This window comes from Capillimicrobium parvum, assembly GCF_021172045.1.
In the GTDB taxonomy this organism is placed as follows: Bacteria; Actinomycetota; Thermoleophilia; order Solirubrobacterales; family Solirubrobacteraceae; genus Capillimicrobium; species Capillimicrobium parvum.
Map to the genome: position 1 here is coordinate 1,476,263 of NZ_CP087164.1, position 24,811 is coordinate 1,501,073.

19 protein-coding genes are annotated in these 24,811 nt (G+C 72.3%); 18 read left to right on the forward strand and 1 reads right to left on the reverse strand.

Going from position 1 to position 24,811, the window contains the following annotated elements:
• The first annotated feature begins 27 nt into the window (after positions 1–27).
• From DSM104329_RS07290 to DSM104329_RS07340, 11 genes are all read left to right on the forward strand, one after another.
• Complete coding sequence (locus tag DSM104329_RS07290; RefSeq protein ID WP_259314740.1) at positions 28–2,697, forward strand: bifunctional acetate--CoA ligase family protein/GNAT family N-acetyltransferase; 2,670 nt, start codon at positions 28–30, stop codon at positions 2,695–2,697.
• 49 nt (positions 2,698–2,746) lie between these two features.
• Positions 2,747–3,895: a M20 family metallopeptidase gene (locus tag DSM104329_RS07295; RefSeq protein WP_259314741.1), complete on the forward strand. Its 1,149-nt coding sequence runs from the start codon at positions 2,747–2,749 to the stop codon at positions 3,893–3,895.
• The gene (locus tag DSM104329_RS07300; RefSeq protein WP_259314742.1) at positions 3,892–5,430 is read left to right on the forward strand and encodes an LCP family protein; all 1,539 of its coding nucleotides are present in this window, start codon (positions 3,892–3,894) and stop codon (positions 5,428–5,430) included. Before DSM104329_RS07295 ends, DSM104329_RS07300 begins: the two co-directional genes overlap by 4 nt.
• Before the next feature lie 54 nt (positions 5,431–5,484).
• Positions 5,485–6,771 carry a UDP-glucose dehydrogenase family protein gene (locus DSM104329_RS07305; protein WP_259314743.1) on the forward strand — a complete coding sequence of 429 codons (1,287 nt, stop codon included), beginning with the start codon at positions 5,485–5,487 and terminating at the stop codon, positions 6,769–6,771.
• Positions 6,771–7,871: an NDP-sugar synthase gene (locus tag DSM104329_RS07310; protein ID WP_259314744.1), complete on the forward strand. Its 1,101-nt coding sequence runs from the start codon at positions 6,771–6,773 to the stop codon at positions 7,869–7,871. Before DSM104329_RS07305 ends, DSM104329_RS07310 begins: the two co-directional genes overlap by 1 nt.
• The gene (locus DSM104329_RS07315; RefSeq protein ID WP_259314745.1) at positions 7,871–8,938 is read left to right on the forward strand and encodes a bifunctional phosphoglucose/phosphomannose isomerase; all 1,068 of its coding nucleotides are present in this window, start codon (positions 7,871–7,873) and stop codon (positions 8,936–8,938) included. Before DSM104329_RS07310 ends, DSM104329_RS07315 begins: the two co-directional genes overlap by 1 nt.
• Positions 8,939–8,974: 36 nt before the next feature.
• On the forward strand, positions 8,975–9,514 hold the full coding sequence (locus DSM104329_RS07320) for a hypothetical protein (protein ID WP_259314746.1): 540 nt from the start codon (positions 8,975–8,977) through the stop codon (positions 9,512–9,514).
• Positions 9,515–9,586: 72 nt separating this feature from the next.
• Positions 9,587–9,943, forward strand: coding sequence for a MerR family transcriptional regulator (locus DSM104329_RS07325; protein ID WP_259314747.1), 357 nt, complete (start codon positions 9,587–9,589; stop codon positions 9,941–9,943).
• A 26-nt stretch (positions 9,944–9,969) separates the two neighbouring features.
• A complete protein-coding gene (gene ahcY, locus DSM104329_RS07330; RefSeq protein WP_259314748.1) occupies positions 9,970–11,427 on the forward strand; it encodes an adenosylhomocysteinase in 1,458 nt (485 codons plus the stop codon).
• A 29-nt stretch (positions 11,428–11,456) separates the two neighbouring features.
• Entirely contained in the window at positions 11,457–12,698 is a 1,242-nt protein-coding gene (locus tag DSM104329_RS07335) for an adenosylhomocysteinase (protein WP_259316191.1), read from the forward strand.
• Positions 12,699–12,827: 129 nt separating this feature from the next.
• Positions 12,828–14,213 (forward strand): UTP--glucose-1-phosphate uridylyltransferase, encoded by a 1,386-nt coding sequence (locus DSM104329_RS07340; protein ID WP_259314749.1) that lies wholly within the window; start codon positions 12,828–12,830, stop codon positions 14,211–14,213.
• An 11-nt stretch (positions 14,214–14,224) separates the two neighbouring features.
• On the opposite strand, the gene DSM104329_RS07345 is transcribed toward DSM104329_RS07340, so the two are convergent.
• On the reverse strand, positions 14,225–15,184 hold the full coding sequence (locus DSM104329_RS07345) for a cytochrome c oxidase assembly protein (RefSeq protein WP_259314750.1): 960 nt from the start codon (positions 15,182–15,184) through the stop codon (positions 14,225–14,227).
• Between the two features lie 163 nt (positions 15,185–15,347).
• Here DSM104329_RS07345 and DSM104329_RS07350 point away from each other — a divergent pair, with 163 nt between their 5' ends.
• The 7 genes from DSM104329_RS07350 (at position 15,348) to nadC (ending at position 24,804) form a co-directional block, all read left to right on the forward strand.
• Positions 15,348–15,992 carry a ComF family protein gene (locus DSM104329_RS07350; protein WP_259314751.1) on the forward strand — a complete coding sequence of 215 codons (645 nt, stop codon included), beginning with the start codon at positions 15,348–15,350 and terminating at the stop codon, positions 15,990–15,992.
• A gap of 92 nt (positions 15,993–16,084) precedes the next feature.
• Positions 16,085–16,423, forward strand: coding sequence for a ribosome hibernation-promoting factor, HPF/YfiA family (hpf, locus tag DSM104329_RS07355; RefSeq protein WP_259314752.1), 339 nt, complete (start codon positions 16,085–16,087; stop codon positions 16,421–16,423).
• 85 nt (positions 16,424–16,508) lie between these two features.
• Positions 16,509–19,385, forward strand: a complete 2,877-nt coding sequence (gene secA / locus DSM104329_RS07360; protein WP_259314753.1) for a preprotein translocase subunit SecA — start codon at positions 16,509–16,511, stop codon at positions 19,383–19,385.
• A 245-nt stretch (positions 19,386–19,630) separates the two neighbouring features.
• Positions 19,631–21,241: an MFS transporter gene (locus DSM104329_RS07365; protein WP_259314754.1), complete on the forward strand. Its 1,611-nt coding sequence runs from the start codon at positions 19,631–19,633 to the stop codon at positions 21,239–21,241.
• A gap of 18 nt (positions 21,242–21,259) precedes the next feature.
• A complete protein-coding gene (gene prfB / locus DSM104329_RS07370; RefSeq protein WP_407655872.1) occupies positions 21,260–22,375 on the forward strand; it encodes a peptide chain release factor 2 in 1,116 nt (371 codons plus the stop codon).
• 3 nt (positions 22,376–22,378) lie between these two features.
• Positions 22,379–23,860 carry an aminotransferase class I/II-fold pyridoxal phosphate-dependent enzyme gene (locus tag DSM104329_RS07375; RefSeq protein ID WP_259314755.1) on the forward strand — a complete coding sequence of 494 codons (1,482 nt, stop codon included), beginning with the start codon at positions 22,379–22,381 and terminating at the stop codon, positions 23,858–23,860.
• 119 nt (positions 23,861–23,979) lie between these two features.
• Complete coding sequence (gene nadC, locus DSM104329_RS07380) at positions 23,980–24,804, forward strand: carboxylating nicotinate-nucleotide diphosphorylase (RefSeq protein ID WP_259314756.1); 825 nt, start codon at positions 23,980–23,982, stop codon at positions 24,802–24,804.
• The last annotated feature ends 7 nt before the right edge of the window (positions 24,805–24,811 follow it).

The following is a 24,811-nucleotide window of genomic DNA, read 5'->3' on the forward strand; positions in this document are numbered from 1 at the left end:
GCGCCCCCACCGTACGCTGTGCCGGCGATGCCCCTCGTCCGCGACGTCATCCTGCGCGACGGCAGCGTCCTGCGGCTCCGAGAGCCCACGCCGGACGACGAGGCGGCGATCAAGGACTTCTTCGACCGGCTCGATCCCGAGAGCCGGTATCTGCGCTTCCACGGCCACATCCGCTCGGACCGCGTCGCCGCCCACTACGCGGCCGCCGACGGCGAGAACCGCGTCGCGCTCCTCGCCCACCGCGAGGGCGAGATCGTCGCGGTCGCCGGCTACGAGCGCCTGCGCGAGCTGGGCGCGGCGGAGGTCGCGTTCGCGGTGCTCGCCTCCGAGCAGGGCCGCGGCCTCGGCACGCGGATGCTCGAGCAGCTCGCGGCGGTCGCCTCCGAGCACGGCATCGACCGCTTCGACGCGTCCGTGATGATCGAGAACCGGCGGATGCTGGGGGTGTTCTCGAGCGCCGGCTTCGCGGTCAAGCGCGAGTCCAGCCACGGTGTCGTGGAGCTGGCGCTGGACATCCGCCCGAGCGAGACGCTCGCCGAGCGCATCGCCGAGCGCGACCACCAGGCGACCGTCGCGTCGCTGCGCCCGCTGCTCGCGCCGTCCTCGCTGGCGGTCGTCGGCGCATCCAACCAGCCCGGCAGCGTCGGCGCCCGGCTGTTCGCCAACGTCCTCGCCGCGCGGTTCAGCGGCATCGCGACGCCGGTCAACCGGGCGGCGCCCGTGGTCCAGTCCGTGCGCGCCCACGCGCGCGTGTCCGAACTGCCCGAGCCGCCCGAGCTGGCGATCCTCGCCGTCCCCGCGTCCGAGGTCCTCGACGTCGCCCGCGACGCCACGGGCGCCGGGGTCCGGGCGCTGATCGTCGTCTCGGCTGGCTTCGCCGAACGCGACGACGAGGGCCGCCGGCGTCAGGAGGAGCTCGTCGACCTCTGCCGCGACCACGGTGTCCGGCTCATCGGCCCCAACAGCCTCGGCCTCATCAACACGGACCCCGCCGTCACGCTCAACGCGGCGATGAGCCAGGTGGAGCCGCCGGCCGGGCGGCTGGCGATCTCGTCGCAGTCCGGGGCCCTTGGCATCGGGCTGCTCGGACAGGCCGTGGGTCGCGGGCTCGGCGTGGCCAGCTTCGTCACGCTCGGCAACCGCGCCGACGTCTCCACGAACGACCTGCTCGAGTGGTGGGAGGACGACGAGCGCGTGGCCGTGATCGCGCTCTACATGGAGAGCTTCGGCAACCCGCGGCGCTTCTCGGTGCTCGCCCGCCGGGTGTCGCGGCGCAAGCCGATCGTCGCGGTCAAGGGCCACCGCGACGTCGCGATCGGCGACGGCGAGGGGTCCCAGACCGGCCGCGCGCTGCGCGGCGAGGCGGTCTTCGACGCGCTGTTCCGCCAGGCCGGGGTGCTGCGGGTGGAGGGCGCCCAGGCGCTGTTCGACACCGCCGCGCTGCTCGAGCGCCAGCCGCTGCCCGGCGGGCGCAGCGTCGCGGTCGTGACGAACTCCGGCGGTCTCGGCACGCTGGCCGCGGACGCGTGCCTGTCGCGGGGCCTGAGCATCGCGCGGTTGTCGTCGGTGACCCAGGAGGCGCTCGCCGTCGCGGTCCCGGACGCCGACCGTACGACGAACCCCGTCGATCTCGGCATCTCCGCCACGCCCGAGCACCTGCGCGTCGCGGTCGACACCGTGCTCGGCGACGAAGGCGTCGACGCGGCGATCGTGCTGACCGTCGACCTCGCCGGCGTCGCGCCGGACGCCATGCTCGCCGCGCTCGAGCCCGCCGGCGACGCGCCGCGCGCCAAGCCGGTCGCCGCCTCGTGCGTGCGCGCCGACGGCCGCATGGCGCCGGCCCCGGGCAGCGTCCCGAACTTCCGCTTCCCCGAGGCATGCGCGGCGGTGCTCGCGCTCGCCGCCGAGCGCCGGGAGTGGCTCTCGCGCCCCCTGGGCCAGGGCCCCGCGTTCGACGACGCCGACGGCGAGGCGGCGCGCGCGCAGGTCGTCGCGGCGCTCGGCGACGGCGACGAGACCCGCTGGCTCGACGATGCCGACGTCGCCGCCCTGCTCGAGCGCCACGGCATCCCGCTGCTGCACGGCACGCGTTGCGCGACGCCCGGCGAAGCGGTCCGCGCCGCGCAGGCGATCGGCGGCCCCGTCGCGCTGAAGGCGGCGTTCTCGAAGCCCGTGGACGCCACCGAGATCGACGCCGTCCTGCTCGGCCTGGAGGGGGAGACCGCGCTGCGGGCGGGCTGGGACGCGTTGGTCGAGCGCGTCGGGCGCGCCGGCCGCGACTGGCACGGCGCGATCGTCCAGCCCCTGGCCGAGGGCGGCGTCGACGTGCTCGTCGGGGCGCTGAACCACGAGGCGCTCGGCGTCGTGGCCGGCGTCGGCGCGGGCGGCCGGCAGGCCGGCCTGTACGGCGACGTCGCGTTTCGCCTGGCCCCGGCGACCGACGTCGACGCGGTCGAGCTGCTCGCCGCCGCGCCGGTCGTCGATCGCTGGCTGCAGGGCGGCGCCGCCGGGCCCGAGCCCGACCGCGACGCGCTCGCCGACTGCGTCCTGCGCCTCGCCCGGCTCTTCGAGGACGTCCCCGAGCTCGTGGAGGGCGACCTCAACCCGGTACGGCTGCACCCTGGCGGCCTGACCGTGCTCGACGCCCGCCTGCGAGCCGGCCGGCGCAGCGCGCCCGAGCGCATCCGCACCTGGTGACCGTCCGCACCGCCTCCGGCGCGCCGCCCGGCTCACTACGATGAGCCGGATGGACGAGCGCCTCCTGGCCGAGCGCCTCATCACGTACGACACCGCGTCCAAGGATGGGCTCCGCGCCGCCGCCGGGTTCGTCAAGGGCTGGCTCGAGGCGCGCGACATCCGCGTCGTCGACGGCGTGCATCAGGGCCTGCCGGTCATCATGGCCGAGGTCGGGCCGACGGGCCCCGGCGTCCCGCGCGTGATCTTCCACGGCCACGTCGACGTCGTCCCCGCCCACCCCGGCCAGTTCGAGCCGCGCGTCGAGGGCGACCGCCTGTACGGCCGCGGCGCCTACGACATGAAGGGCGCGCTCGCCACGATGATGCTCGCGTTGCGCGACGTCGGCGGCCAGGGTGCGGTCAACGTGCGCTTCGTCTGCGTCCCCGACGAGGAGTCCGACGACGTCGACTCGCGCTCGATCGACGCGCTCGTCGCCGGGCCGCTCGGCGACGCCGACTTCGCGGTGACCGGCGAGCCCACGGATCTGCACATCGGCGTGCAGGCGAAGGGGGTCCTGGCCGTCCGCGTCGAAGTCCACGGCAGAGCGGCGCACGGATCGACGCCCTGGCTCGGCGACAACGCGATCCTCAAGGCGCACGACGTGTTCCGCCGCATCGAGACGCTGCCCTTCAGCCGGATGAGCTCCGACCTCTTCGACCGCCCCTCCATCAACCTCTCCCGGATCGCCGGCGGCGACGCCTTCAACAAGGTCCCGGACAGCTGCTGGGTCGACGTGGACATCCGGTACCTGCCCAACCAGGATCCGGGCGAGATCCTGGCCCAGATCCGCTCGATCGCCGACCTCGAGATCGTGCGCTGCTTCAACCGGGTGCCGGCGATCGTCTCCCGCAGCAACCCGTACGTGCTGGCGTTGCGCGCCGCCGTCGGGCGGGCGGTCGAGGGCGACGCGCTGTCCGTCGGCCGCGACGGCGCGTCGGACGCGGTGAGCTTCCTCGAGCACGGGATCCCCGCAGTCGAGTTCGGCCCGGTCGGCGGCGGCCACCACGGGCCGGAGGAGTGGGTGTCGCTGTCGTCGCTGCAGCGCTACCGCGCAGCGCTCGGCACGCTCGTCGACGAGCTGCCGGCGGCGCTGCGCGAGGCCGCGCAGCCGCAGCCGCTGCGGGTCGTCTCCTACGACGGCGGCCGGGTGGCCCGGTGAGCACGTGGGAGGACTCGGAGCGCCCGCCGCGCCCCGGGCGCCGGCTGGTCCTGCGCATCCTGCTCGCGGGCGTCGTGATCGTCCTCGCGGCGGCCGGCGCCACCGCGACCGCCGCGCTCCTGCAGGTCAAGGACATCGCCGACACGTTCCAGAACTTCAGCGCGCCGCTGCCCAAGGGCACGACCGACGTGCTCGCCGACGTGGACGCCGGCAAGCCGCAGACCATCCTCGTGCTCGGCTCCGACCGCCGCTACATCGACATCAAGCAGAAGAACCCGGCGCGGTCGGACACGATCATCCTGCTGCGCCTCGACCCCGGCCGCGGCGCCACCGCGGTCATGTCGATCCCCCGTGACCTGAAGGTCGACATCGACACCAAGCGCGGGATCGTCACCGACAAGATCAACGCGGCGTACGCGCTCGGCGGACCGGGCCTGACCGTCAAGACGGTCAGCAAGCTGCTCGACATCCCGATCAACCACGTCGTGAACATCAACTTCGGCGGGTTCCGCGACGCGGTCAACCGCCTCGGCTGCGTCTACGTCGACGCCGACCGGCGCTACTACAACGACAACAACCCGCCGAACGGCAGCCCGTACGACTACGCGACGATCAACGTCAAGCCGGGCTACCAGAAGATGTGCGGCCAGCGCGCGCTCGACTACGTCCGCTACCGCCACTTCGACACGGACCTCGTACGCGCAGCGCGCCAGCAGGACTTCCTGCGCCAGGCCAAGGAGCAGGTCGGCGTCTCCAAGCTGTTCAACGACCGCAAGGAGCTCCTGAAGATCTTCGCGAAGAACACGCAGACGGACATCCGCGGGACGGAGTCGATCCTGCAGCTGCTCAAGCTCAGCGTCGAGTCGGCGAAGAACCCGGTCCAGGAGGTGCACTTCCGCTCCGAGATCGGCGAGGAGTACGTGACCGCGACGCCCGAGGACATCCAGGAGACCGTCCACGAGTTCATGGTCGCCAAGGCGTCCAAGGGGGCGCGCGGGACGCCGAAGCCGCGCCGCGGCGACAGCCAGCGCCGGCGCAGCACGAGCAAGCGCTCGAGCGCGACGTATCCCGGCACCTTCGAGAACCCGACGCCGGCCGAGGACCAGGGCATCCAGGTTGCCGTCGCGCTCAGCAAGCGCCCGCGAGGCGGCGCGCTGCCGGTCTACTACCCGAAGCTCGCGGCGGTCGGCTCGACCTACACGAGCGACCAGTCCAGCCCGCGCGCCTACGTCATCCGCGACCGCAACGACCACAAGTACAAGGCGTATCGCCTCGTCGTGCGGGCCCCCGGCCTCGGCCAGTACTACGGCATCCAGGGCACGACCTGGAAGGCCGCGCCGATCCTCGACAACCCGAGCGAGCAGCAGCGGATCCATGGCCGGACCTACGAGCTCTTCTACGACGGCGACCGGCTGCGCCTGGTGGCGTGGCGGACGCGCGGCGCGGTGTACTGGGTGTCGAACACGCTGCTGCAGACGCTGACGAACAAGCAGATGATCGGCATCGCCCAGTCGCTGCGGCGCGTGGGCACCTGACTCTGGGCGCGGGCACGCGAAGTGGCCGTCCCAGCCGGTAGCCTCCCGCGCCGCATGGCTTCTCGCGAACCGATCGGTGTCATCGGCACCGGATATGTGGGTCTGGTCTCGGCGGCGGGGTTTGCCGAGTTGGGCCATGAGGTGTGGTGCATCGATGTCGATGCGGAGAAGGTGGCGCGGCTGCGGGCGGGGGAGGTGCCGATCTGGGAGCCGGGGTTGGGGGAGTTGGTCGAGCGGCATCGTGGGCGGTTGCATTTCTCGACGGATATCGCGGATGCGTTGGGGCATGCGCGGTTGTTGTTCGTGGCGGTGGGGACGCCGCCGACGTATTCGGGGGATGCGGATCTGAGCGCGGTGCATGCGGTGGTGGGGGCGATGCCGCCGTCGGATCGGCATGCGTTGGTGATGAAGTCGACGGTGCCGGTGGGGACGGGGGCGTCGATCAAGCGCGAGTTCGCGCGTCAGGGCAAGCGGTTTCGCTATGTGTCGTGTCCGGAGTTTTTGAAGGAGGGGTCGGCGGTCGCGGATTTCCTGGGGCCGGATCGGGTTGTGGTGGGCGATGACGGCGATTGGGCGGGTGATGCGGTCGTCGGGCTGTATGCGCCGTTGGGGGCGCCGTTGGTGCGGACGGATATTGCGTCGGCGGAGATGGTGAAGTTGGCGGCGAATGCGTTTTTGGCGACGAAGATCAGCTTCATCAACGAGATCGCCAATGTGTGTGAGGAGACGGGCGCGGATGTGTTGGAGGTCGCGCGGGGGATGGGGCTTGATGAGCGGATCGGGCCGAAGTTCTTGCGGGCGGGGATCGGGTTCGGGGGGAGTTGTTTTCCCAAGGACGTCAGCGCGTTGAAGCAGTTGGCGGGCAATTCGGGCTATCACTTTCAGTTGCTGAACTCGGTGATCGAGGTCAATGAGCTGCAGAAGCGGCGGGTGATCGGCAAGTTGCAGAAGCATCTGGGTGGGTTGGTGGGCAAGCGGATCGCGCTGTTCGGGTTGGCGTTCAAGCCGAATACGGACGACATGCGGGAGGCGTCGTCGCTGGTGCTCTCGGCGCGGTTGCAGGCCGATGGGGCGAGCGTGGTGGCGTTTGATCCGGTGGCCGAGGACGAGGCGCGGCGTTTGCTTCCGAATGTCGACTTCGCCGACACGGAGCTCGGGGCGGTGGACGGCGCCGATGCGGTGGTGCTGGTCACGGAGTGGCCGCAGTTTCGCGAGCTCGATTGGGTCGAGGTCGCGGCGCGCATGGCCGGCACGACGGTGATCGACGGGCGCAACGCCCTCGATCCCGAGGCGGTCCGCGCCGCCGGCCTCGCCTACGAGGGAATCGGAAGAGGCTCCTGATGCAGGCCGTGATCCTCGTCGGCGGTGAAGGCACGCGGCTGCGGCCGCTGACCTCCACCGTGCCCAAGCCGGTCGTCCCGCTCGTCGACCGCCCGTTCATCGCCTACATGCTCGAATGGCTGTCGCGCCACGGCGTCGACGACGTGATCATGTCGTGCGGGTTCCTCGCCACCGCCGTGCGCAACGTGCTCGGCGACGGATCGAGCTACGGCATCCGGCTGCGCTTCGTCGAGGAGCCCGACCCGCGCGGCACCGCTGGTGCGCTGAAGTACGCGGAGGAGCTGCTCGACGAGCGGTTCCTCATGCTCAACGGCGACGTGCTCACCGACATCGACCTCAGCGGCCAGATCGCCCAGCACGAACGCACGGGCGCCGTGGGCACGCTCGCCCTCGTCCCGGTCGACGACCCGTCCGCCTACGGCCTGGTGCGCCTGGAGGAGGACCGCTCGGTGCGCGAGTTCGTCGAGAAGCCCGCCGCCGACCAGATCGACACGAACCTCATCTCCGCCGGCGCCTACGTCCTCGAGCGCTCGATCCTCGACCTCATCCCGCCCGGCGAGAACGTCTCGATCGAGCGCCAGATCTGGCCGCGGCTCATCGGCCACGGGCTCTACGCGTTCCCCGACGACGCCTACTGGCTCGATATCGGCACGCCCCAGCGCTACCTGCAGGGGACCTTCGACATCATCGAGGGCAAGGTCGACACCGCCGTGCGCGAGCGGCTGGGCGCCGGCTATCTCTCCGTCGATCCCGGCGCGGACATGGGTGGCCGCGTCGTGCCGCCGGCCGTCGTCGAGAGCCGCGTCACCGTCGCCGCGGGCGCCCAGGTCGGCCCCCTGGTCGTGCTGGGCACCGGCGTGCGCGTCGGCGAGGGCTCGACCGTCGAACGCTCGGTCGTGCTGCAGGGGGCCGAGATCGGCTCCCGGTGCGTGCTGCGCGACTGCATCGTCGCCGCCGGCGCCCGGATCGGCGACGGCACCCACGTCACCGGCGGCGCGGTGCTGGGGGAGGGTGCGACGATCGGTGCCGACAACGTCGTGACGCGGGGCGCCCGGATCTCCCCGGGCGTCGAGATCCCGGACGGGGGGCTGAGGTTCTGATGGGCGGCTCAGTGGACATCGACACCCTCAGCAGCGAGGCGGTCGATCAGGTCGACGCGGCGGGCGAGCTGCACGACATCCTCGATCTTCCCGAGCACTTGCGCGATGCCCTGTGGCGGGTCGAATCAGCCAACCTGGAGTCGTGGGACTCGCCCGGCGGCCTCGTCGTGGCGGGCATGGGCGGCTCGGCGATCGGCGGCTCGCTGGCTCGCGCGTGCCTCGGCGACCAGGCCTCCCGGCCGATCCTCGGCACCCGCGGCTACGGCCTGCCGCCCTGGACGACGCCGGAGACGACGGTGCTGTGCGCGTCGTACTCGGGCCAGACCGAGGAGACGCTCGCCTGCTACGAGGCGGCCGGGTTCCTCGGTGCCAAGCGGGTCGTCGTCACCACCGGCGGCACGCTCGCGGAGGAGGCGCGCCGCGACGGCGTGCCGGTCATCCCGGTCCCCGGCGGCTTCCAGCCCCGCGCCGCCGTCGGATACATGACCGTCGCCGCGCTCGAGGTCGCCGCCGCGTGCGGCGCCGGGCCGCGGATGGCCAGCCAGATCGACGTCGCCGCCGCGCACCTCGACGAGCTCTGCGCGCTCTGGGGCCCGGACGCGCCGGCCGGCAACCAGGCCAAGACGCTCGCCCACGCGCTGCACGGCAGTATCCCCGTCGTCGCCGGGTCGGGTCTGACGACGCCGGTCGCCTACCGCTGGAAGACCCAGTTCAACGAGAACGCGAAGATCCCGGCGTTCTTCCACGAGCTGCCCGAGCTCGACCACAACGAGCTCGTCGGCTGGCAGGGCGCGGCCGCGCTCGGGCGCTTCTCGGCCGTGTTCCTCGACGACTGCGACAACCACCCGCGCATCGGAGCGCGCATCGAGCTGACGACGGAGCTCATCGGGACGCAGGCGCACACGATCCAGCGCGTGCCGACCCTGGGGCAGGGAACCGTCGAGCGCGTCATGTCGCTCGTGCTCCTCGGCGACCTCGTGTCGCTCTACGCGGCGGTGCTGCAGGGCATCGACCCGACGCCGGTCGAGGTGCTCGAGACGCTCAAGGCTCGCCTCGCCGCGCGGTAGGTTGCGGCGGGGCCGACCGGGGAAGGACACCGATCCATGGAACCGAACGACCTCGAACGCACGATCGGCACGGGCCTCCGCCTGACCCGCGCCGTGATCGGCCTGGGCGTGAGCCTGGCGATGGTGCCGGTGCGGCTCGTCCTGCGGGCGGTCAGCCCTCCCCCGGAGGAGCAGCGCTGGGAGCCGATCTCCGAGCCGCCGCCCGCGCCCGTCCCGGCGGCCGATGCCGGCACCTCGCCGGCCGAGGCGGCCGCGCCGCCGCCCGAGCCGCCGGCACCCATGCCGGTGCCGCCCGAGCCGCCGGCACCCATGCCGGTGCCGCCCGAGACGGTTGACCTCACGTCCGCCGACGCCGCCCGGATCCGCGAGGCCGAGCGTGAGGCGCAGACGACGCCCGACTCCCCCGGGCCCGAGATCCACGTCGAGGAGCCATGGGAGGGCTACGACCAGATGACGGTCACCGAGGTCCGCCGACGTCTGCGCGGCGTGAACCCCACGGTCACCGCGATGGTGCGCCTGTACGAGGAGACCCACAGGAACCGCAAGGGCGTCATCGACGCGACATCCCCCTCATAGGGGGTAGTTTCGACTGGCCCCGAGGCCAGGGACCGCCCAAAACCTTGACACGATCTCGGTAAGGTTGGGGTCGTGGACGCGCTCACCATCAACGAGGCTGCCGAGACGACGGGCTGGTCGCCGCGCATGCTGCGGTACATCGAGAGCATCGGGCTCCTCGAGTCCCGGCGCTCTCCGGCCGGCTACCGGCTCTACGGGCCGGAGGAGCTGCAGCGGCTGCGCACCCTGCGCGAGCTGCTCGCCGAGTTCGACGTCGGTCTTGCCGAGATGGGCTTCGCGCTCCGCCAGCGCCGCGAGGAGGATCTCTCCTCCGCGGTCCAGGCGTGGTTCGAGGCCGAGCCGCAGCGTCCCGACGACGTTGACGCCGCCAACTGGCTGCGCTTCGAGCAGGAGAAGCACCAGCGCCTGCTCGCCGCCGCCCTGTCTTGACCCGAGCATCCTTTGGGAGGAGCCACATGACGACCACCGACGCCCTGACCGCGACCGACTTCAAGGTCGCCGACCTGTCCCTGGCCGAGTTCGGCCGCAAGGAGATCCGGCTCGCCGAGCACGAGATGCCCGGCCTGATGCAGACGCGCGAGGAGTTCGCCGACGCGCAGCCGCTCAAGGGCGCGCGCATCATGGGCTCGCTGCACATGACGATCCAGACCGCCGTGCTGATCGAGACGCTCGTCGATCTCGGCGCCGAGGTCCGCTGGGTCTCCTGCAACATCTTCTCGACGCAGGATCACGCGGCGGCCGCCGTCGTCGTCGGTCGCGACGGCACCCCCGAGGATCCGCGCGGCGTGCCGGTCTTCGCCTGGAAGGGCGAGACGCTCGAGGAGTACTGGTGGTGCACGGAGCAGGCGCTGAACTGGCCGGGCCACGGCGGCCCGAACATGATCCTCGACGACGGCGGCGACGCGACGATGCTCGTCCACAAGGGCGCCGAGTTCGAGAAGGCCGGAGCGGTGCCGGACCCCTCGACGGCCGAGTCCGAGGAGTTCCGCGTCTTCCTGACGCTGCTGCAGCGCTCGCTGCAGGAGGATCCGCAGCGCTGGACGAACATCGCCGCCGACATCAAGGGCGTCTCCGAGGAGACGACCACCGGCGTGCATCGCCTCTACCAGCTCGCCGAGACCGGTGACCTGCTGTTCCCGGCGATCAACGTCAACGACTCGGTCACGAAGTCGAAGTTCGACAACCTCTACGGCTGCCGCCACTCGCTCGTCGACGGCATCAACCGCGCGGTCGACGTCATGCTCGCCGGCAAGACCGCCGTCGTGTGCGGCTTCGGCGACGTGGGCAAGGGCTCCGCCGAGTCGCTGCGGGCGCAGGGCGCGCGCGTCATCGTCACCGAGATCGACCCGATCTGCGCGCTGCAGGCGTCGATGCAGGGCTACCAGGTCCTGACGCTCGAGGACGTCATCGAGACGGCCGACGTGTTCATCACGACGACCGGCAACAAGGACATCATCAAGGCCGCCGACATGGCCCGGATGAAGCACCAGGCCATCGTCGGCAACATCGGCCACTTCGACAACGAGATCGACGTCGCCGGCCTCGAGGCCACGCCGGACATCAAGAAGATCAACATCAAGCCGCAGGTCGACGAGTACGTCTTCTCCGACGGCCACTCGGTCATCCTGCTGTCCGAGGGGCGCCTGCTGAACCTCGGCAACGCGACCGGGCACCCGTCGTTCGTGATGTCGAACTCGTTCACGAACCAGACGATCGCCCAGATCGAGCTGTGGACGAAGAACGACGAGTACGACAAGAAGGTCTACGTCCTGCCGAAGCACCTCGACGAGAAGGTCGCCCGGCTGCACCTGGACGCGGTCGGCGTGAAGCTGACGGAGCTCACGCCCGACCAGGCCGCCTACATCGGCGTGCCGGTCAACGGGCCGTACAAGCCCGACCACTACCGCTACTAGGAGTCCGGACGATTCCCCTCAGCCCGGATATCGCCGATCCGCGCCTCTCCGACGATGGGGAGGCGCGGATCGACTGGGCCGAGGGGTTCATGCCGGTGCTGCGCTCGATCCGCGAGCGGTTCGCGGTCGAGCGCCCGCTGGATGGGGTGCGGGTCGCCGCGTGCCTCCACGTCACCGGCGAGACCGCGAACCTCGTCCGCACGCTGATCGCGGGCGGGGCCGAGACGGCGCTGTGCGCCGCCAACCCGCTGTCGACACGCGACGACGTCGCGGCGGCGCTCGTCGAGCGCCACGGGGCCGTCGTCCAGGCGCGCCGCGGTGAGGGCCCGGACGCCTACGCCGACCACATCGGCGCGCTCGTCAAGAGCCGTCCGCAGATCACGCTCGACGACGGCGCCGACCTCATCTCGACGCTGCACGCGGTGGGGGCGGACGCGGGGATGCTCGGCTCGATGGAGGAGACCACGACCGGACTGGTGCGGCTGCGCTCGCTCGACGGCCTGGCCTGCCCCGTCCTCGCCGTCAACGACGCGCGCACCGAGCGCACGATCAACGATCGCTTCGGCACCGGCCAGTCGGCGTTCGACGGCATCCTGCGGGCGACGAACCTGCTGCTGTCCGGGCGGACCGTCGTGGTCCTCGGCTACGGCTGGACCGGCAAGGGCATCGCGCTGCGCGCCCGCGGCGCGGGGGCCGAGGTCATCGTCTGCGAGGTCGACCCGCTGCGCGCGCTGGAGGCGCGGATGGAGGGCTTCGGCGTCATGCCCGCGCTGATCGCCGCCGAGCGCGGGGACGTGTTCATCACCGTGACGGGCGGGCGCGACGTGCTGCGCGCCGAGCACTTCGAGCGCATGAAGGACGGCGCGGTGCTCGCCAACGCCGGCCACTTCGACGTCGAGATCGACCTCGCGGGGCTGCGGGCGCTCGCCGTGGAGGTGCGCGACGTGCTGCCGCTCGTGGAGCAGTACGACCTCGGCGGCGATCGGCGGCTGAACCTGCTGGCGCGGGGCCGCGTCGTGAACCTGGCGGCGGCGGAGGGCCATCCCGCGGAGGTGATGGACGTGAGCTTCGCGCTGCAGGCGCTGTGCGTCGAGTACCTGGCGCGATCGGAAGGCAAGCTGCCGCCGGGGGTGCAGCCGGTGCCCGACGCCATCGACGACGAGGTCGCCCGGCTCAAGCTCGCCTCGCTCGGCGTGCACATCGACGTGCTGAGCGACGAGCAGCGGGCATACCTGGGCATCTGGGCGCCGGACGCGCCCGTCGAAGGTTGAGACTCGGCTGACACTGCGCGCGCGAGGGCGCGCGCGTAGCGTCGGCGCTGCGATTCCTGGCGGGGCGGGACGGCGTCGCGGGAACCCGTCCCGTCCCCGTCGGATCGCGTCTGGCTAGCATCGCGCGGCGTGACTGCTGACGCCGCCGGACTGGACGAGAGCATCGAGAAGATGCGCGCCGAGGGGGTCGCCGACACGGCGATCGCCACGTTCGCCGACCTCTACGAGCGTCTGCGCTCGGGCGACTCGGGGCTGATCGCGGAGGCCGGCATCGAGCCGGTGACCGCGCTGCCCGACGCCGACGAGCTCGGTCCCGGCGGCGACGACGTGCTCGACCGCGCGGTGGTGCTCAAGCTCAACGGCGGGCTGGGGACGAGCATGGGGCTGGACGGCCCGAAGTCGCTGCTGGAGGTCAAGGATGGGCAGACGTTCCTCGACATCACGGCGCGCCAGGTTCTGGCCCTGCGGCAGCGGACGGGCGCGCGGCTGCCGCTGGTGCTGATGAACAGCTTCTCGACGCGCGAGCCGTCGCTGGAGGTCCTCGCGCGCCATGCCGGGTTGGCCGCCGACGTGCCGCCCGACTTCGTCCAGAACAAGGAGCCGAAGCTCGAGGCGCAGTCGCTGCGGCCGGTCTCGTGGCCGGCCGACCCGGCGCTCGAGTGGGCGCCGCCGGGCCACGGCGACCTGTACCCGGCGCTGGTGAGCTCGGGCATGCTGGCTGCGCTGCTGGAGGCGGGCTATCGGTACGCGTTCGTGGCGAACGTCGACAACCTCGGAGCGGTGCTCGATCCGCGGATCCTCGGCTGGTTCGCGGCGCAGGACATCCCGTTCCTCATGGAGGTCGCCGACCGGACGGAGGCGGACCGCAAGGGCGGGCATCTGGCGCGGCGGCGCGACGGAGGCGGGCTGGTGCTGCGCGAGATCGCGCAGACGCCGGACTCCGACGTCGACGCCTTCCAGGACGTCGAGCGCCATCGGTTCTTCAACACGAACAACCTGTGGCTCGACCTGCGCGCCCTGGACTCGGTGATGCGGGCGCGCGAGGGGGTTCTCGGGCTGCCGATGATCGTCAACCGCAAGACGGTCGACCCGCGCGACCCCTCCTCGCCGGCGGCCATCCAGCTCGAGACGGCGATGGGCGCGGCGATCGGCGTGTTCGAGGGCGCGCGGGCTCTGCGGGTGCCGCGCACGCGGTTCGCGCCGGTCAAGACCACGGACGACCTGCTGGCGCTGCGGTCCGATGCCTACGTGCTCACGGAGGAGATGCACGTGACGCTCGCGCCGTCGCGCGCGCGGCCGCCGTTCATCGACCTCGACGACCGGTTCTACAAGCGGGTCGGGGACTTCGAGGCGCGGTTCGCTGCCGGCGCGCCATCCCTGCTCGAGTGCGAATCGCTGCGGGTGGCGGGCGACGTCGCGTTCGGCGCGGGCGTCGTCGTGCGGGGGTCGGTGCAGCTCGCCGCCTCGGGGGAGGCGCAGGAGCGGGTGGACGACGGGGCCGTGCTGGAGGGCTGAGCCGGGTCGGCTCAGACGCGGCGGATGCGCGTCGGCTGGTTCTTCTTGCGGCGGCTCGGCTTGGCGGCGGCGGCGGCGGCGCGGGCCGGTGGTGTGCTCGGCTCGGGCTCGGCGGCGGTCGCGGTGGCGGTCGCGAGGGCGGGCGCGGGGACGCGGAGTTCGCGCTCGCGGTCGGCATACAGCTCGGCGCGCTGCTCCTCGCGCTCGGACTCGCTGAGCATCCGGCTGAACAGCCAGGCCAGCGCGATCCCCATGATGATCGACTGCTCGAGCGCCATGATCAGCCCGGCGACCGCCTGGTCGGCCTGCGGCGTCAGGCCCCAGTAGTCCGGCTGGTCCTTGTAGAAGGCGTAGAGGGCCTCGGGGGCGAAGGTGAGCACGATGCCGAGCAGGCCGACGAAGAACTTCGTCGAGAGCATGTAGGCGACGGGCTGCATGCCGCTCGCGCGCAGGCGCGAACGCAGCGGGCCGACGAGGTGCCACCAGTACAGGAGCCCCGCGCTCATGAACGCGACGTGCTCGAGGACGTGGATCGAGGCGTGCTGGGCCGCGGCGTCGTAGAGCGCAGGGATGTGCCAGACGCACATCGCGCCGATGTAGAGCAGGACCGCGACGACGGGGTGGCCGAGCGGGCCGGCGGCGTTCTCGATCGGCTGCAGCCGGCGGGTGATGGGCCGCAGGATCGCCTTCGTCAGCCCGAGGATGAGCAGGATCGGGACGAAGTCGAGCAGGATCACGTGCTGGACCATGTGCATGGCGAGGATCTGCTCGGCGAGCCGGTCGATCGGCGAGATCAGCGCGACGAGGATCCCGAGGAGGCCGGCGAGGAACGAGAGCAGCCGCCAGCCGCCGGCGCCCCGCGGTCCGTCGTGGGCGCGGACGGCGCGCCACCGCTGGACGTACGCGGCGCCCACGATGAGCACCAGCGCGATCACACCGGGCTCGAAGGTCCAGGAGGCGTCGGGCGACATGCCCGGCTGATTGTCGCAGCGTCGGGCGGCGGGGCCCGGCCCGTCACATTTCCGCGCGCCTGCCGTGACGCTTTCGTGACGGCCGCGTGTTGTTCCGTCACACGGATCCCGGGAGTCTGCGGGAGTGCTCGGAACCGGCTCCTACCGCTTGCTTCTGGCGACCTTGGCGCCGCCCCGATGTCCAGCATGCCTCGACCCGCTGCCGGGCACGCGCGACGCCCTGTGCGCCCCGTGCGCCCGGGAGCTCGACTGGCTCGGTCCCAGGACCTGCCCGCGCTGCGCGCTGCCGCCCCCGTGCGCGCCCTGCCCCGGCCGGCGGCGGGCCTGGGATCGCTCCTGGTCGCCGCTGGCGCACGACGGTCCCGCGCGGGCCCTGGTCGCGGCGCTGAAGTTCCGCGGGATCCTCGTCGCCGCCGACCTGCTGGCCGCGCCGCTCGCCGCGGGGGCAGCCGATCTCATCGCCGACGGCTCGCTCGTTCCCGTCCCGCCCGATCCGCGCCGCCGCCGTCGCCGCGGGTTCGATCACGCCGCGCTGCTCGCCGACGCCCTCTCCCGGCGAACCGGGGCGCCGGTGGCCGCCTGCCTGCGCCGCGGCCCGGCGCCGCGCCAGCTCGGTGCGGGGCGCAGCCGGCGCCTCGCGTCCGCGGGCCGGTTCGCGCCCACCCTCGCCGGGAGCGCGCCGGAGCGCGCCGTCCTCGTCGACGACGTCCACACGACCGGCGCCACGCTCGACGCCTGCGCCCGGGCGCTGCGCGTGGGCGGCGCGAAGACCGTCATCGCCCTCAGCGCGACGCGAGCCCTGGGCTGAGGGCGTGGCCGCTTGACTCCGCCACCCCCGTCCGTACTCTTCAAGACGCGTACGCGACGTCCATCATCCGACCCAGCAAGGGAGGGCCGACGATGCAGATCGCAATCAAGGGCCGCGGAGTTCCGGTCAGCGACGAGCTGCGGGAGCGCATCACGAAGCGGTTCGCCAAGGTCGACAAGCAGGTGTCCGACCTGGCGAAGCTGGAGATCGAGCTCCGGCGCGAGCGCATCACGTCCGGTGCCGAGATGGACGTCGCCGACGTCACCCTGCACCTCAAGGGCGTGTCTCTGCGTGCCTGCGAGAGCGCCGGCGATCCGCAATCGGCGGTCAACCTCTGTGCCGATGACCTGGCCCGCCAGGTCAAGCGCCACCGCGACAAGCGGCGCAAGCGCCGCGAGGCCCGCGCAGCCGCCCTGCGCCCGGCGGTCTAGGGCCCCTCACCACCGGGCAAAGCCCCCGCTCGACCGGCGCGCGCAGCCGGTCGGCCGGGGTGGTCGCCGTTGGTACGCTGGACGCATGTCGCTGTTGGATCGCGCCCTGCGCGCCGGGGAGAGCAAGCAGTTCAAGGCCTACGAGAAGCGCGTCGCGCGGATCAACGCCTTCGAGCCCGAGCTCGAGCTCGAGACCGACGAGGAGCTCCGGGCCCGGATGGACGTGCTGCGCGAGCGCGCCCGCGACGGCGAGGATCTCGACGAGCTGCTGCCCGAGTGCTTCGCGCTCGTCCGGGAGGTCGGCAAGCGGACGATGGGCATGCGCCACTTCGACGTCCAGCTCATCGGCGGCATGGTCCTCCACGACGGCTCCATCGCCGAGATGCGCACCGGCGAGGGCAAGACCCTCACGGCGACCCTGCCCGTCGTCCTGAACTGCCTGCCCGGCACCGGCGTCCACCTCGTCACCGTCAACGACTACCTGGCCCGCCGCGACGCCGAGTGGATGTCGCCGATCTACGACGCGCTCGGCGTGACCTGGGGCGTGCTGCAGAACATGCAGCCCTACGAGGAGAAGCGCAGCGCCTACGCGTGCGACGTCACGTACGGCACGAACTCCGAGTTCGGCTTCGACTATCTGCGCGACAACATGGCGACGTCGCTGGAGGAGAAGGTCCAGCACGGCGGCCGCTACGACGACGACGGCAAGCCGCTCACCAGCCACCCGTTCGCGATCGTGGACGAGGTCGACAACATCCTCATCGACGAGGCGCGCACGCCGCTCATCATCTCCGGCGCGCCCGAGCAGGCCGCGGACTTCTACCTCCGCTTCGCCAAGCTCGCCCGCCAGATGACGCCAGGCAAGAAGCCGGAGGGCCTGGACCCGCGGCAGAAGAAGGAGTTCGTCGCGGAATACGACTTCGAGTTCGACGAGAAGCACAAGACGATCTCGGTGACCGAGCTGGGCGTGGCCAAGGCCGAGCGCTTCCTCGGCATCGACCACCTCTACCGCGCCGAGAACGGGCATCTCGTCAACCACCTGCACCAGTCGCTGAAGGCCGAGTCGCTCTACAAGCGCGACGTCGACTACGCCGTGATCGACGGCGAGGTGAAGATCATCGACGAGTTCACCGGCCGCATCATGGAGGGCCGGCGCTGGTCGGAGGGCCTGCACCAGGCGATCGAGGCCAAGGAGGGGGTGCGCGTCCAGGAGGAGAACCAGACGCTCGCCACCATCACGCTGCAGAACTACTTCCGGATGTACGACAAGCTCGCCGGGATGACGGGGACCGCCCTCACCGAGGCGACGGAGTTCATGAAGATCTACAAGCTCCCCGTCGTGCAGATCCCGACGAACCAGCCGATGGTCCGCATGGACCAGAACGATCAGGTCTACAAGACGCGGGACGGCAAGTGGTCGGCGGTCGTCCGGGAGATCGTCGGCCGCCACGAGAAGGGCCAGCCGGTGCTCGTCGGCACGATCTCCGTCGAGGTCTCCGAGCTGCTGTCCGGCCAGCTGCGCCAGCGCGGCATCCAGCACACGGTCCTCAACGCCAAGCCCGAGTACGCCGAGCACGAGGGCGAGATCATCGCCGAGGCCGGTGCGCCGGGAGCCGTGACCATCGCCACGAACATGGCGGGCCGCGGCGTGGACATCAAGCTCGGCGGCAACCCCGAGCACCTCACCCGGCTCGAGCTGGCCAAGCTCGGCATCCGCCCTGGCGACGACGACTACGACGCCCGCTTCGTGGACGTCCTGCCGAAGATCGAGGAGCGCGTCACCGAGGCGGCCGAGCAGGTCCGCGATGCCGGCGGCCTGTTCATCGTCGGCACCGAGCGCCACGAGTCGCGCCGGATCGACAACCAGCTCCGCGGCCGTTCCGGCCGGCAGGGCGACCCGGGCGAGTCGCGCTTCTTCCTCTCCGCCGAGGACGACCTCGTGCGCCTGTTCGCCGGCGACCGCATCTACAAGATCCTCGACCGTCTCGGGACCACCGACGACGAGGGCAACGAGGAGCCCATCGAGGCGAAGATGCTGAGCAAGCAGATCGAGAAGGCTCAGCGCCGCGTCGAGGAGCAGAACTTCCTCATCCGCAAGCGCGTCCTCGAGTACGACGACGTGATGAACGAGCAGCGGCGGATCGTCTACGCCTACCGCGACGAGGTCCTCGAGGGCCGCGACATGGGCGGCCCCGCGCGCGACGAGATCGCCCAGGTCATCGGCCGCGTCGTCGACCAGTACTGCGCCGGGGACTTCATCGAGGACTGGGACGTCGAGGGCATGTACACGGCCCTGGGAGACATCTTCCCGGTCGACCCGGGCGCCGAGGACCTTCAGGACGAGGGCATGGACCGCGCCGAGCTCGCGAGCCGGCTCGCCGCCCACGCCGTCGCCCAGTACGACCGCCGCGAGGAGGAGCTCGGCGCCGAGCTCATGCGCGCGCTCGAGCGCTACCTGCTGCTGCAGATCATCGACGAGCGCTGGCGCGAGCACCTCTACGACATGGACTACCTGCGCGAGGGCATCCACCTGCGCGGGTTCGCCCAGATCGAGCCGATCGTCGCCTACAAGAACGAGGCGTTCGAGCTGTTCTCCGACCTGATGAACACCATCTGGTCGGACTTCGCCCGGATGATCTACCACGTCCAGGTCGAGGTGCAGGCGCCCGACGGCGGCGAGCAGGAGGCCGCCGCGCAGCAGTACCAGCCGTCCGGCAGCTCCACCCGCTCCGGCCGCGTCTCGTACTCGGGCGGCGCCGGCGCGCCCGCGGGCGCGATCGCCGCGGCGGCGGCCGAGGCCGGCCCCGGCGCCGCGCTCATCGAGCCCGACGACGAGGACGAGGCCGGCATCCTGCCCGCGCCCGTCCAGCAGCGGCGCGTCGACGAGGTCGACCAGATCGGCCGCAACGACCCCTGCTGGTGCGGGTCGGGCAAGAAGTACAAGAAGTGCCATGGCGCCTGACCGCCTGACCGCCTGAGCGCCTGACCGCCTGAGCGCCTGACCGGCTGAGCGCCTGAGCGCCTGACCGCCCATACGTCGGGCCGGGGGGCCGCAGGCCGACGTCAGCGTGAGTGACGCCGCAGCAGCGGGTACGTCGCGGTGGTCAGCCCGAGTCCGGCGAACACGGACTTCGGCGTGCGCCGGATCGAGCCCGCCGCGCGGGGCGGTACGGTCCCCGCCGCGCGGGGCGGTACGGTCCCCGCCGCATGGAGGGCGCCGCCACACCCGTCAGGGAGCCGCTGGACCGCGGCACCGTGATGGCGCTCGTCGCCCTGGCGCTCGCGGTGTTCGTCGTGGCCAACGACTTCACCGCCCTGAGCGTCGCGCTGCCGAACATGGAGCACGATCTCGACGCCGACGTCGGGACGATCCAGTGGGTCATCAACGCGTACGCGCTCGTCTTCGGCGTGCTCATCATCACCGGCGGGCGCCTGGCCGACATGCTCGGCCGGCGGCGCATCTTCTTCGCCGGCGCCGCGATCTTCGCCGTCTTCTCGCTCGTCGCCGGAGCCGCGCCGACGGCCCAGGTCCTGATCGCCGCCCGCGCGCTCATGGGCATCGGCGGGGCGATGATGTGGCCCGCGGTGCTCGGGCTCACGTACCAGGTGCTCCCCGAGTCGCGCCAGGGCCTCGCCGGCCCGCTCGTCCTCGGCACCGCGGGCATCGGCAACGCGTTCGGGCCGCTGCTCGGGGGCGTCCTGACCGACGAGCTCACGTGGCGCTGGGTGCTGTTCCTGAACCTGCCCATCGCCGCGATCGCCTGCGGAGTGGTCTACGCCAAGGTGAAGGCCGTTCCCGGCGACCCGGGCGACGGCAAGCTCGACTACTCCGGCGTGGCGGCGCTCTCGGTCGGGCTCATCGCCCTGCTCGTCGCGCTCGACCAGGCCACCGACTGGGGCTGGGGCGATCCGCGCATCATCGCCCTCATCGCCATCTGCGTCCTCTCGCTCGCCGCATTCATGGCGATCGAGCGGCGGGCGGGTGGCCGCGCGCTGATCCCCTCCGACGTCGCGCGCAACCGCACCTTCGCCTCGGCCTGCCTCGCCGTCCTGTTCATGTCGGCGACCTTCTTCGCGATCCTGCTCTACGCCCCGCAGATCATGCAGAAGATCATGGGCTTCAGCGCGCTGCAGTCGGGCGTCGGCTTCCTGCCGATGATGGCGACCTTCTCGATCGTGTCGTTCATCGCCGCCCCGCTGTACGAGCGCTTCGGCGGCAAGCTCCTGCTCACCATCGGCTCCGCCTGCCTGCCGATCGGCGTCTTCCTGGTCTCGCTCGTCGAGGTCGACTCGCCGTACGGCGTCCTCGTCCCCGGCCTCGTCATCACGGGCATCGGCGTCGGTCTCTTCTACTCCACCATCACGACGGTGGCCGTCACGGCGCTGGATCCGAGCCGGGCGAGCCTGGCCGGCGGGATCATCTACATGTTCCAGGTCGCCGGCGGCTCTGTCGGCCTCGGCCTGACGACGACGATCTTCACATCCGCGGCGACCTCGCACGTCGACCAGGCCGCGGTGGCCGGCGGCCTGAACGAGTCCCAGGAGCACGCCGTCGGCCAGCTCCTGTCGGGCAACGAGACCGCCCAGCAGCTCCTGGACACGTTCCCGCGGCTCGCCGCCGAGCTCGAGCACCTGGCCGGCGATGCGTTCATCGCCGGCGTCCACGCCGCGCTGCGCGTGGACGCGGCCATCGCCGTGCTCGGCTTCGTGGTCACGCTGTTCTTCGTCGGGGGCCGGCTGCACCGGCGCGGCGCGCCCGCCGACCGCGCCGAGCCGCCCGTCGCGCAGGCGCCCGCCGGCTCGGGTCCCGCGGGCTGAGGAGATACCTTCAGGGGCGTGCCCCAGCCATCGACCACCCGGCAGAGCGCCGCGCAGCGCGTGGCGGCGATCCAGGAGGCGCTCGGGCCGCTGCGCGCGAGCCTGGACCCCGACGCCCTCGCCGAGCGGGTCAGCTCGCTCGAGGCCGAGATGCAGGAGCCGGGCTTCTGGGACGACAACGACCGCGCGAGCCGCACCTCCAGCGAGCACTCGCGGGCCAGCCGCCGGCTGGAGACCTTCCGCTCGCTCGCGACCGACGTCGAGGATCTCGAGGGCCTCGTCGAGCTCGCCGACGAGGACGAGTCGATGGCCGCGGAGCTCGACACGCAGATCGCGTCGGCCGAGGAGCGCGTCCAGGCGCTCGAGATGGAGCGCCTGTTCTCCGGCCGCTACGACGCGGGCGACGCGCTCGTCACCGTGAACGCCGGCGCGGGCGGCACCGACGCCCAGGACTGGGCCGAGATGGTCCTGCGCATGGAGATGCGCTGGGCCGAGAAGCGGGGCTTCGACGTCGAGCTGCTCGAGGTCAGCCCGGGGGAGGAGGCCGGCATCAAGTCCGCGACGTTCCTCGCGAAGGGCGAGAACGCCTACGGCCTCTACAAGGCCGAGCGCGGCGTGCACCGGCTCGTGCGCCTCAGCCCGTTCGACGCGGCCAACCGCCGGCAGACGAGCTTCGCCGGCCTCGAGGTCGCGCCGGTCGTCGAGGACGCCGCCGAGGTCGTCATCGACGACGACGATCTCCAGGTCGACACGTACCGCGCGTCGGGCGCCGGGGGCCAGCACGTCAACAAGACGGACTCGGCGGTGCGCATCACGCACCGGCCGACCGGGATCGTCGTCCAGTGCCAGAACGAGCGCTCGCAGTCGGCGAACCGTCAGACCGCGATGGGGATGCTGCGCTCCAAGCTCGCCGAGCTCGAGGAGCGCAAGCGCCAGGAGGAGATCGCCCGCGAGAAGGGCGACGCGCAGGACGTCAACTTCGGTTCGCAGATCCGCTCCTACGTGCTGCACCCGTACACGATGGTCAAGGACCACCGCACGAACGTGGAGGCCGGCAACGCGCAGGGCGTCCTCGACGGCGACCTCGACCCGTTCGTGCGCGCCGAACTGCTGCGCGAAGCCGGCGCCACGTAGGCGATGAGCGGGCCGGGCGAGCAGCCCACCGCGCCGTACCTCGACGCGGTCGTCGCGTACGGGTTCCGCGGCTCGGGCCGCTTCCACGTGCCGGGCCACAAGGGCGGCGCGGGCGCGGACCCGGGGCTGCGCCACGCGCTCGGCGACGACGCGCTGATGGTCGACGTCCCGCAGGACATCCGCGGGATCGACGTGGGCCCGTCGCCGACGCCGTACGAGCGCGCGGAGGCGCTCGCAGCGGAGGCCTACGGGGCGCGGCGGACGTGGTTCCTGACGAACGGGGCGACGCAGGGCAACCACGCGCTGGCGCTGGCGCTGGCGCCGTTGGGCGCGGTCGTCGTCGCGCAGCGCAACGCCCACGCCTCGCTGGTGGACGGGTTGGTGCTGTCGGGCGGGATGCCGCAGTTCGTGGCGCCCGCATACGACGAGGAGCTCGGGATGGCGCACGGCGTCGAGCCCGCCACGCTGCGGGCGGCGATCGCCGGCGCCGAGGGCCCGCAGGCGGCGTTCATCGTCTCGCCGACGTACTACGGGATGGTCGCCGACGTCGCCGGATGCGCCGAGGTCGCGCACGCCGCGGGCATCCCGCTCGTCGTCGACCAGGCCTGGGGCCCGCACTTCGGCTTCCACCCGGACCTGCCCGCCGGCGCACTGCAGCAGGGCGCCGACGCCGTGCTGACGAGCACCCACAAGATCGTCGGCTCCCTCACCCAGTCGGCGATGCTGCACGTCGCCCCGACCGGCCGGATCGACGTCGACCGCGTCGCGCGCGCCATCCGGCTCGTGCGCTCGACCTCGCCGAGCTCGCTGCTGCTCGCCTCGCTGGACGCGGCGCGCCGCCAGCTCGCCGTCCACGGCGAGGCGCTGCTGCACGAGACGCTCGCCGGCAGCCGGCGCCTGCGCGACAAGCTCGCCACCGTGCCCGGCCTCGCCGTCGTCGGCGCCGAGCAGGTCGGCCGGCCGGGGGTCGCCGACTGGGACCCGCTGCGCGTCGTGCTCGACCTTCGCGCGACCGGCCGCACCGGCTACGAGGTCTCCGACGCGCTGCGCCGGAGCTACGACGTGCAGGTCGAGCTCGCCACGCAGGCGACCGTCGTCCTCGTGCTCGGCATGGGCCAGCCCGAGGCCGACCTGGTCCGGGTCGGCGGCGACATCGAGGAGACGATCAAGCGCATCGCCCGTCCGCCCGGCGCCAGGCCGACCGACGCGATCCGCCGCCCGACGACCGCCCTGCGCTACGAGGTGGCGATCGCGCCGCGCGACGCCTTCCTCGGGGCGTCGGAGGTCGTCGCGGTCGACGACGCGATCGGCCGCATCTCCTGCGAGTCGATCGCCGGCTACCCGCCGGGCATCCCCGCGCTGCTGCCCGGCGAGCGGATCACCGGCGAGGTGGTCGCGTACCTGCGCGAGCTCACCGCCGCCGGCGCCCGCCTGCACGGCGCCAGCGACCCCGCGTTCGGCACGATCAACGTGCTGGCGCACTGAGCCGGATCACCCGTCCACCCGGCCTCGACCCGCACGCCGCCCGGCCGATCTCGGGGGCGGGCGGCGGCGTCCGGGGCGCGCGCGGCGCCGCCGGCGCCAGCAGCTAGCCTGCTGCGCTCATGGACCTTCGCGCCACCGTGGCCCAGGCGCTGGCGGAGGACGTCGGCAGCGGCGACGTGACCACCCAGGCCACCGTCCCCGAGGGCGCCCGCGCCCGCGCCACGATCACCCAGAAGCAGCCCGGCGTCATCTTCGGCCTCGACGCGGCCGAGGAGGCGTTCCGCCAGCTCGATCCCGGTGTCATATTCGAGCGCCTCGTCGCCGAGGGCCAATGGCGCGACGGCGGACCGGTCGCGCGCATCGAGGGCTCGGCCCGCGCGCTGCTGACCGGCGAGCGCACCGCGCTGAACTTCCTCGGCCGCCTGAGCGGCGTGGCGACGGCCGCGGCCGGAGCGGTCCGCGCCGTGCAGGGCACCGGCGCGACCGTGCTCGACACCCGCAAGACGACGCCCGGCCTGCGCGCGCTCGAGAAGCAGGCGGTGAAGGCCGGCGGCGCCGCGAACCATCGCTTCGGCCTGCACGACGCAATTCTCGTCAAGGAGAACCACATCGCCGCGGCCGGCGGGATCGCCGCCGCCGTCGATGCGGCGCGCAAGGCGGCGCCCGGGCTCCTGCTCGAGGTCGAGGTCCGCGACCCCCAGGAGATCGACGAGGCGCTGGCGGCCGGGGCCCCGCGCCTGCTGCTCGACAACATGACGCCCGCCGAGCTGCGCGCCGCGGTCGCGCAGGTCGCCGGGCGCGCGGAGCTCGAGGCCAGCGGCGGCGTCACGCAGGAGACGCTGCGCGACGTCGCGGCCAGCGGCGTGGACTTCGTCTCGCTCGGCGCGCTCACGCACTCCGCGCCGACGCTCGACGTCTCCATGCTGCTCGAGACCGCCACCTGACGCGCGC

Excerpts from the sequence above, each read along its gene's own strand:
- DSM104329_RS07290 (WP_259314740.1), top strand. The coding sequence starts at position 28 with ATGCCCCTCGTCCGCGACGTCATCCTGCGCGACGGCAGCGTCCTGCGG.
- DSM104329_RS07295 (WP_259314741.1), top strand. The coding sequence starts at position 2,747 with ATGGACGAGCGCCTCCTGGCCGAGCGCCTCATCACGTACGACACCGCG.
- DSM104329_RS07305 (WP_259314743.1), top strand. The coding sequence starts at position 5,485 with ATGGCTTCTCGCGAACCGATCGGTGTCATCGGCACCGGATATGTGGGT.
- DSM104329_RS07310 (WP_259314744.1), top strand. The coding sequence starts at position 6,771 with ATGCAGGCCGTGATCCTCGTCGGCGGTGAAGGCACGCGGCTGCGGCCG.
- DSM104329_RS07315 (WP_259314745.1), top strand. The coding sequence starts at position 7,871 with ATGGGCGGCTCAGTGGACATCGACACCCTCAGCAGCGAGGCGGTCGAT.
- DSM104329_RS07320 (WP_259314746.1), top strand. The coding sequence starts at position 8,975 with ATGGAACCGAACGACCTCGAACGCACGATCGGCACGGGCCTCCGCCTG.
- ahcY (WP_259314748.1), top strand. The coding sequence starts at position 9,970 with ATGACGACCACCGACGCCCTGACCGCGACCGACTTCAAGGTCGCCGAC.
- DSM104329_RS07345 (WP_259314750.1), bottom strand. The coding sequence starts at position 15,184 with ATGTCGCCCGACGCCTCCTGGACCTTCGAGCCCGGTGTGATCGCGCTG.
- hpf (WP_259314752.1), top strand. The coding sequence starts at position 16,085 with ATGCAGATCGCAATCAAGGGCCGCGGAGTTCCGGTCAGCGACGAGCTG.
- secA (WP_259314753.1), top strand. The coding sequence starts at position 16,509 with ATGTCGCTGTTGGATCGCGCCCTGCGCGCCGGGGAGAGCAAGCAGTTC.
- DSM104329_RS07365 (WP_259314754.1), top strand. The coding sequence starts at position 19,631 with ATGGAGGGCGCCGCCACACCCGTCAGGGAGCCGCTGGACCGCGGCACC.
- DSM104329_RS07375 (WP_259314755.1), top strand. The coding sequence starts at position 22,379 with ATGAGCGGGCCGGGCGAGCAGCCCACCGCGCCGTACCTCGACGCGGTC.
- nadC (WP_259314756.1), top strand. The coding sequence starts at position 23,980 with ATGGACCTTCGCGCCACCGTGGCCCAGGCGCTGGCGGAGGACGTCGGC.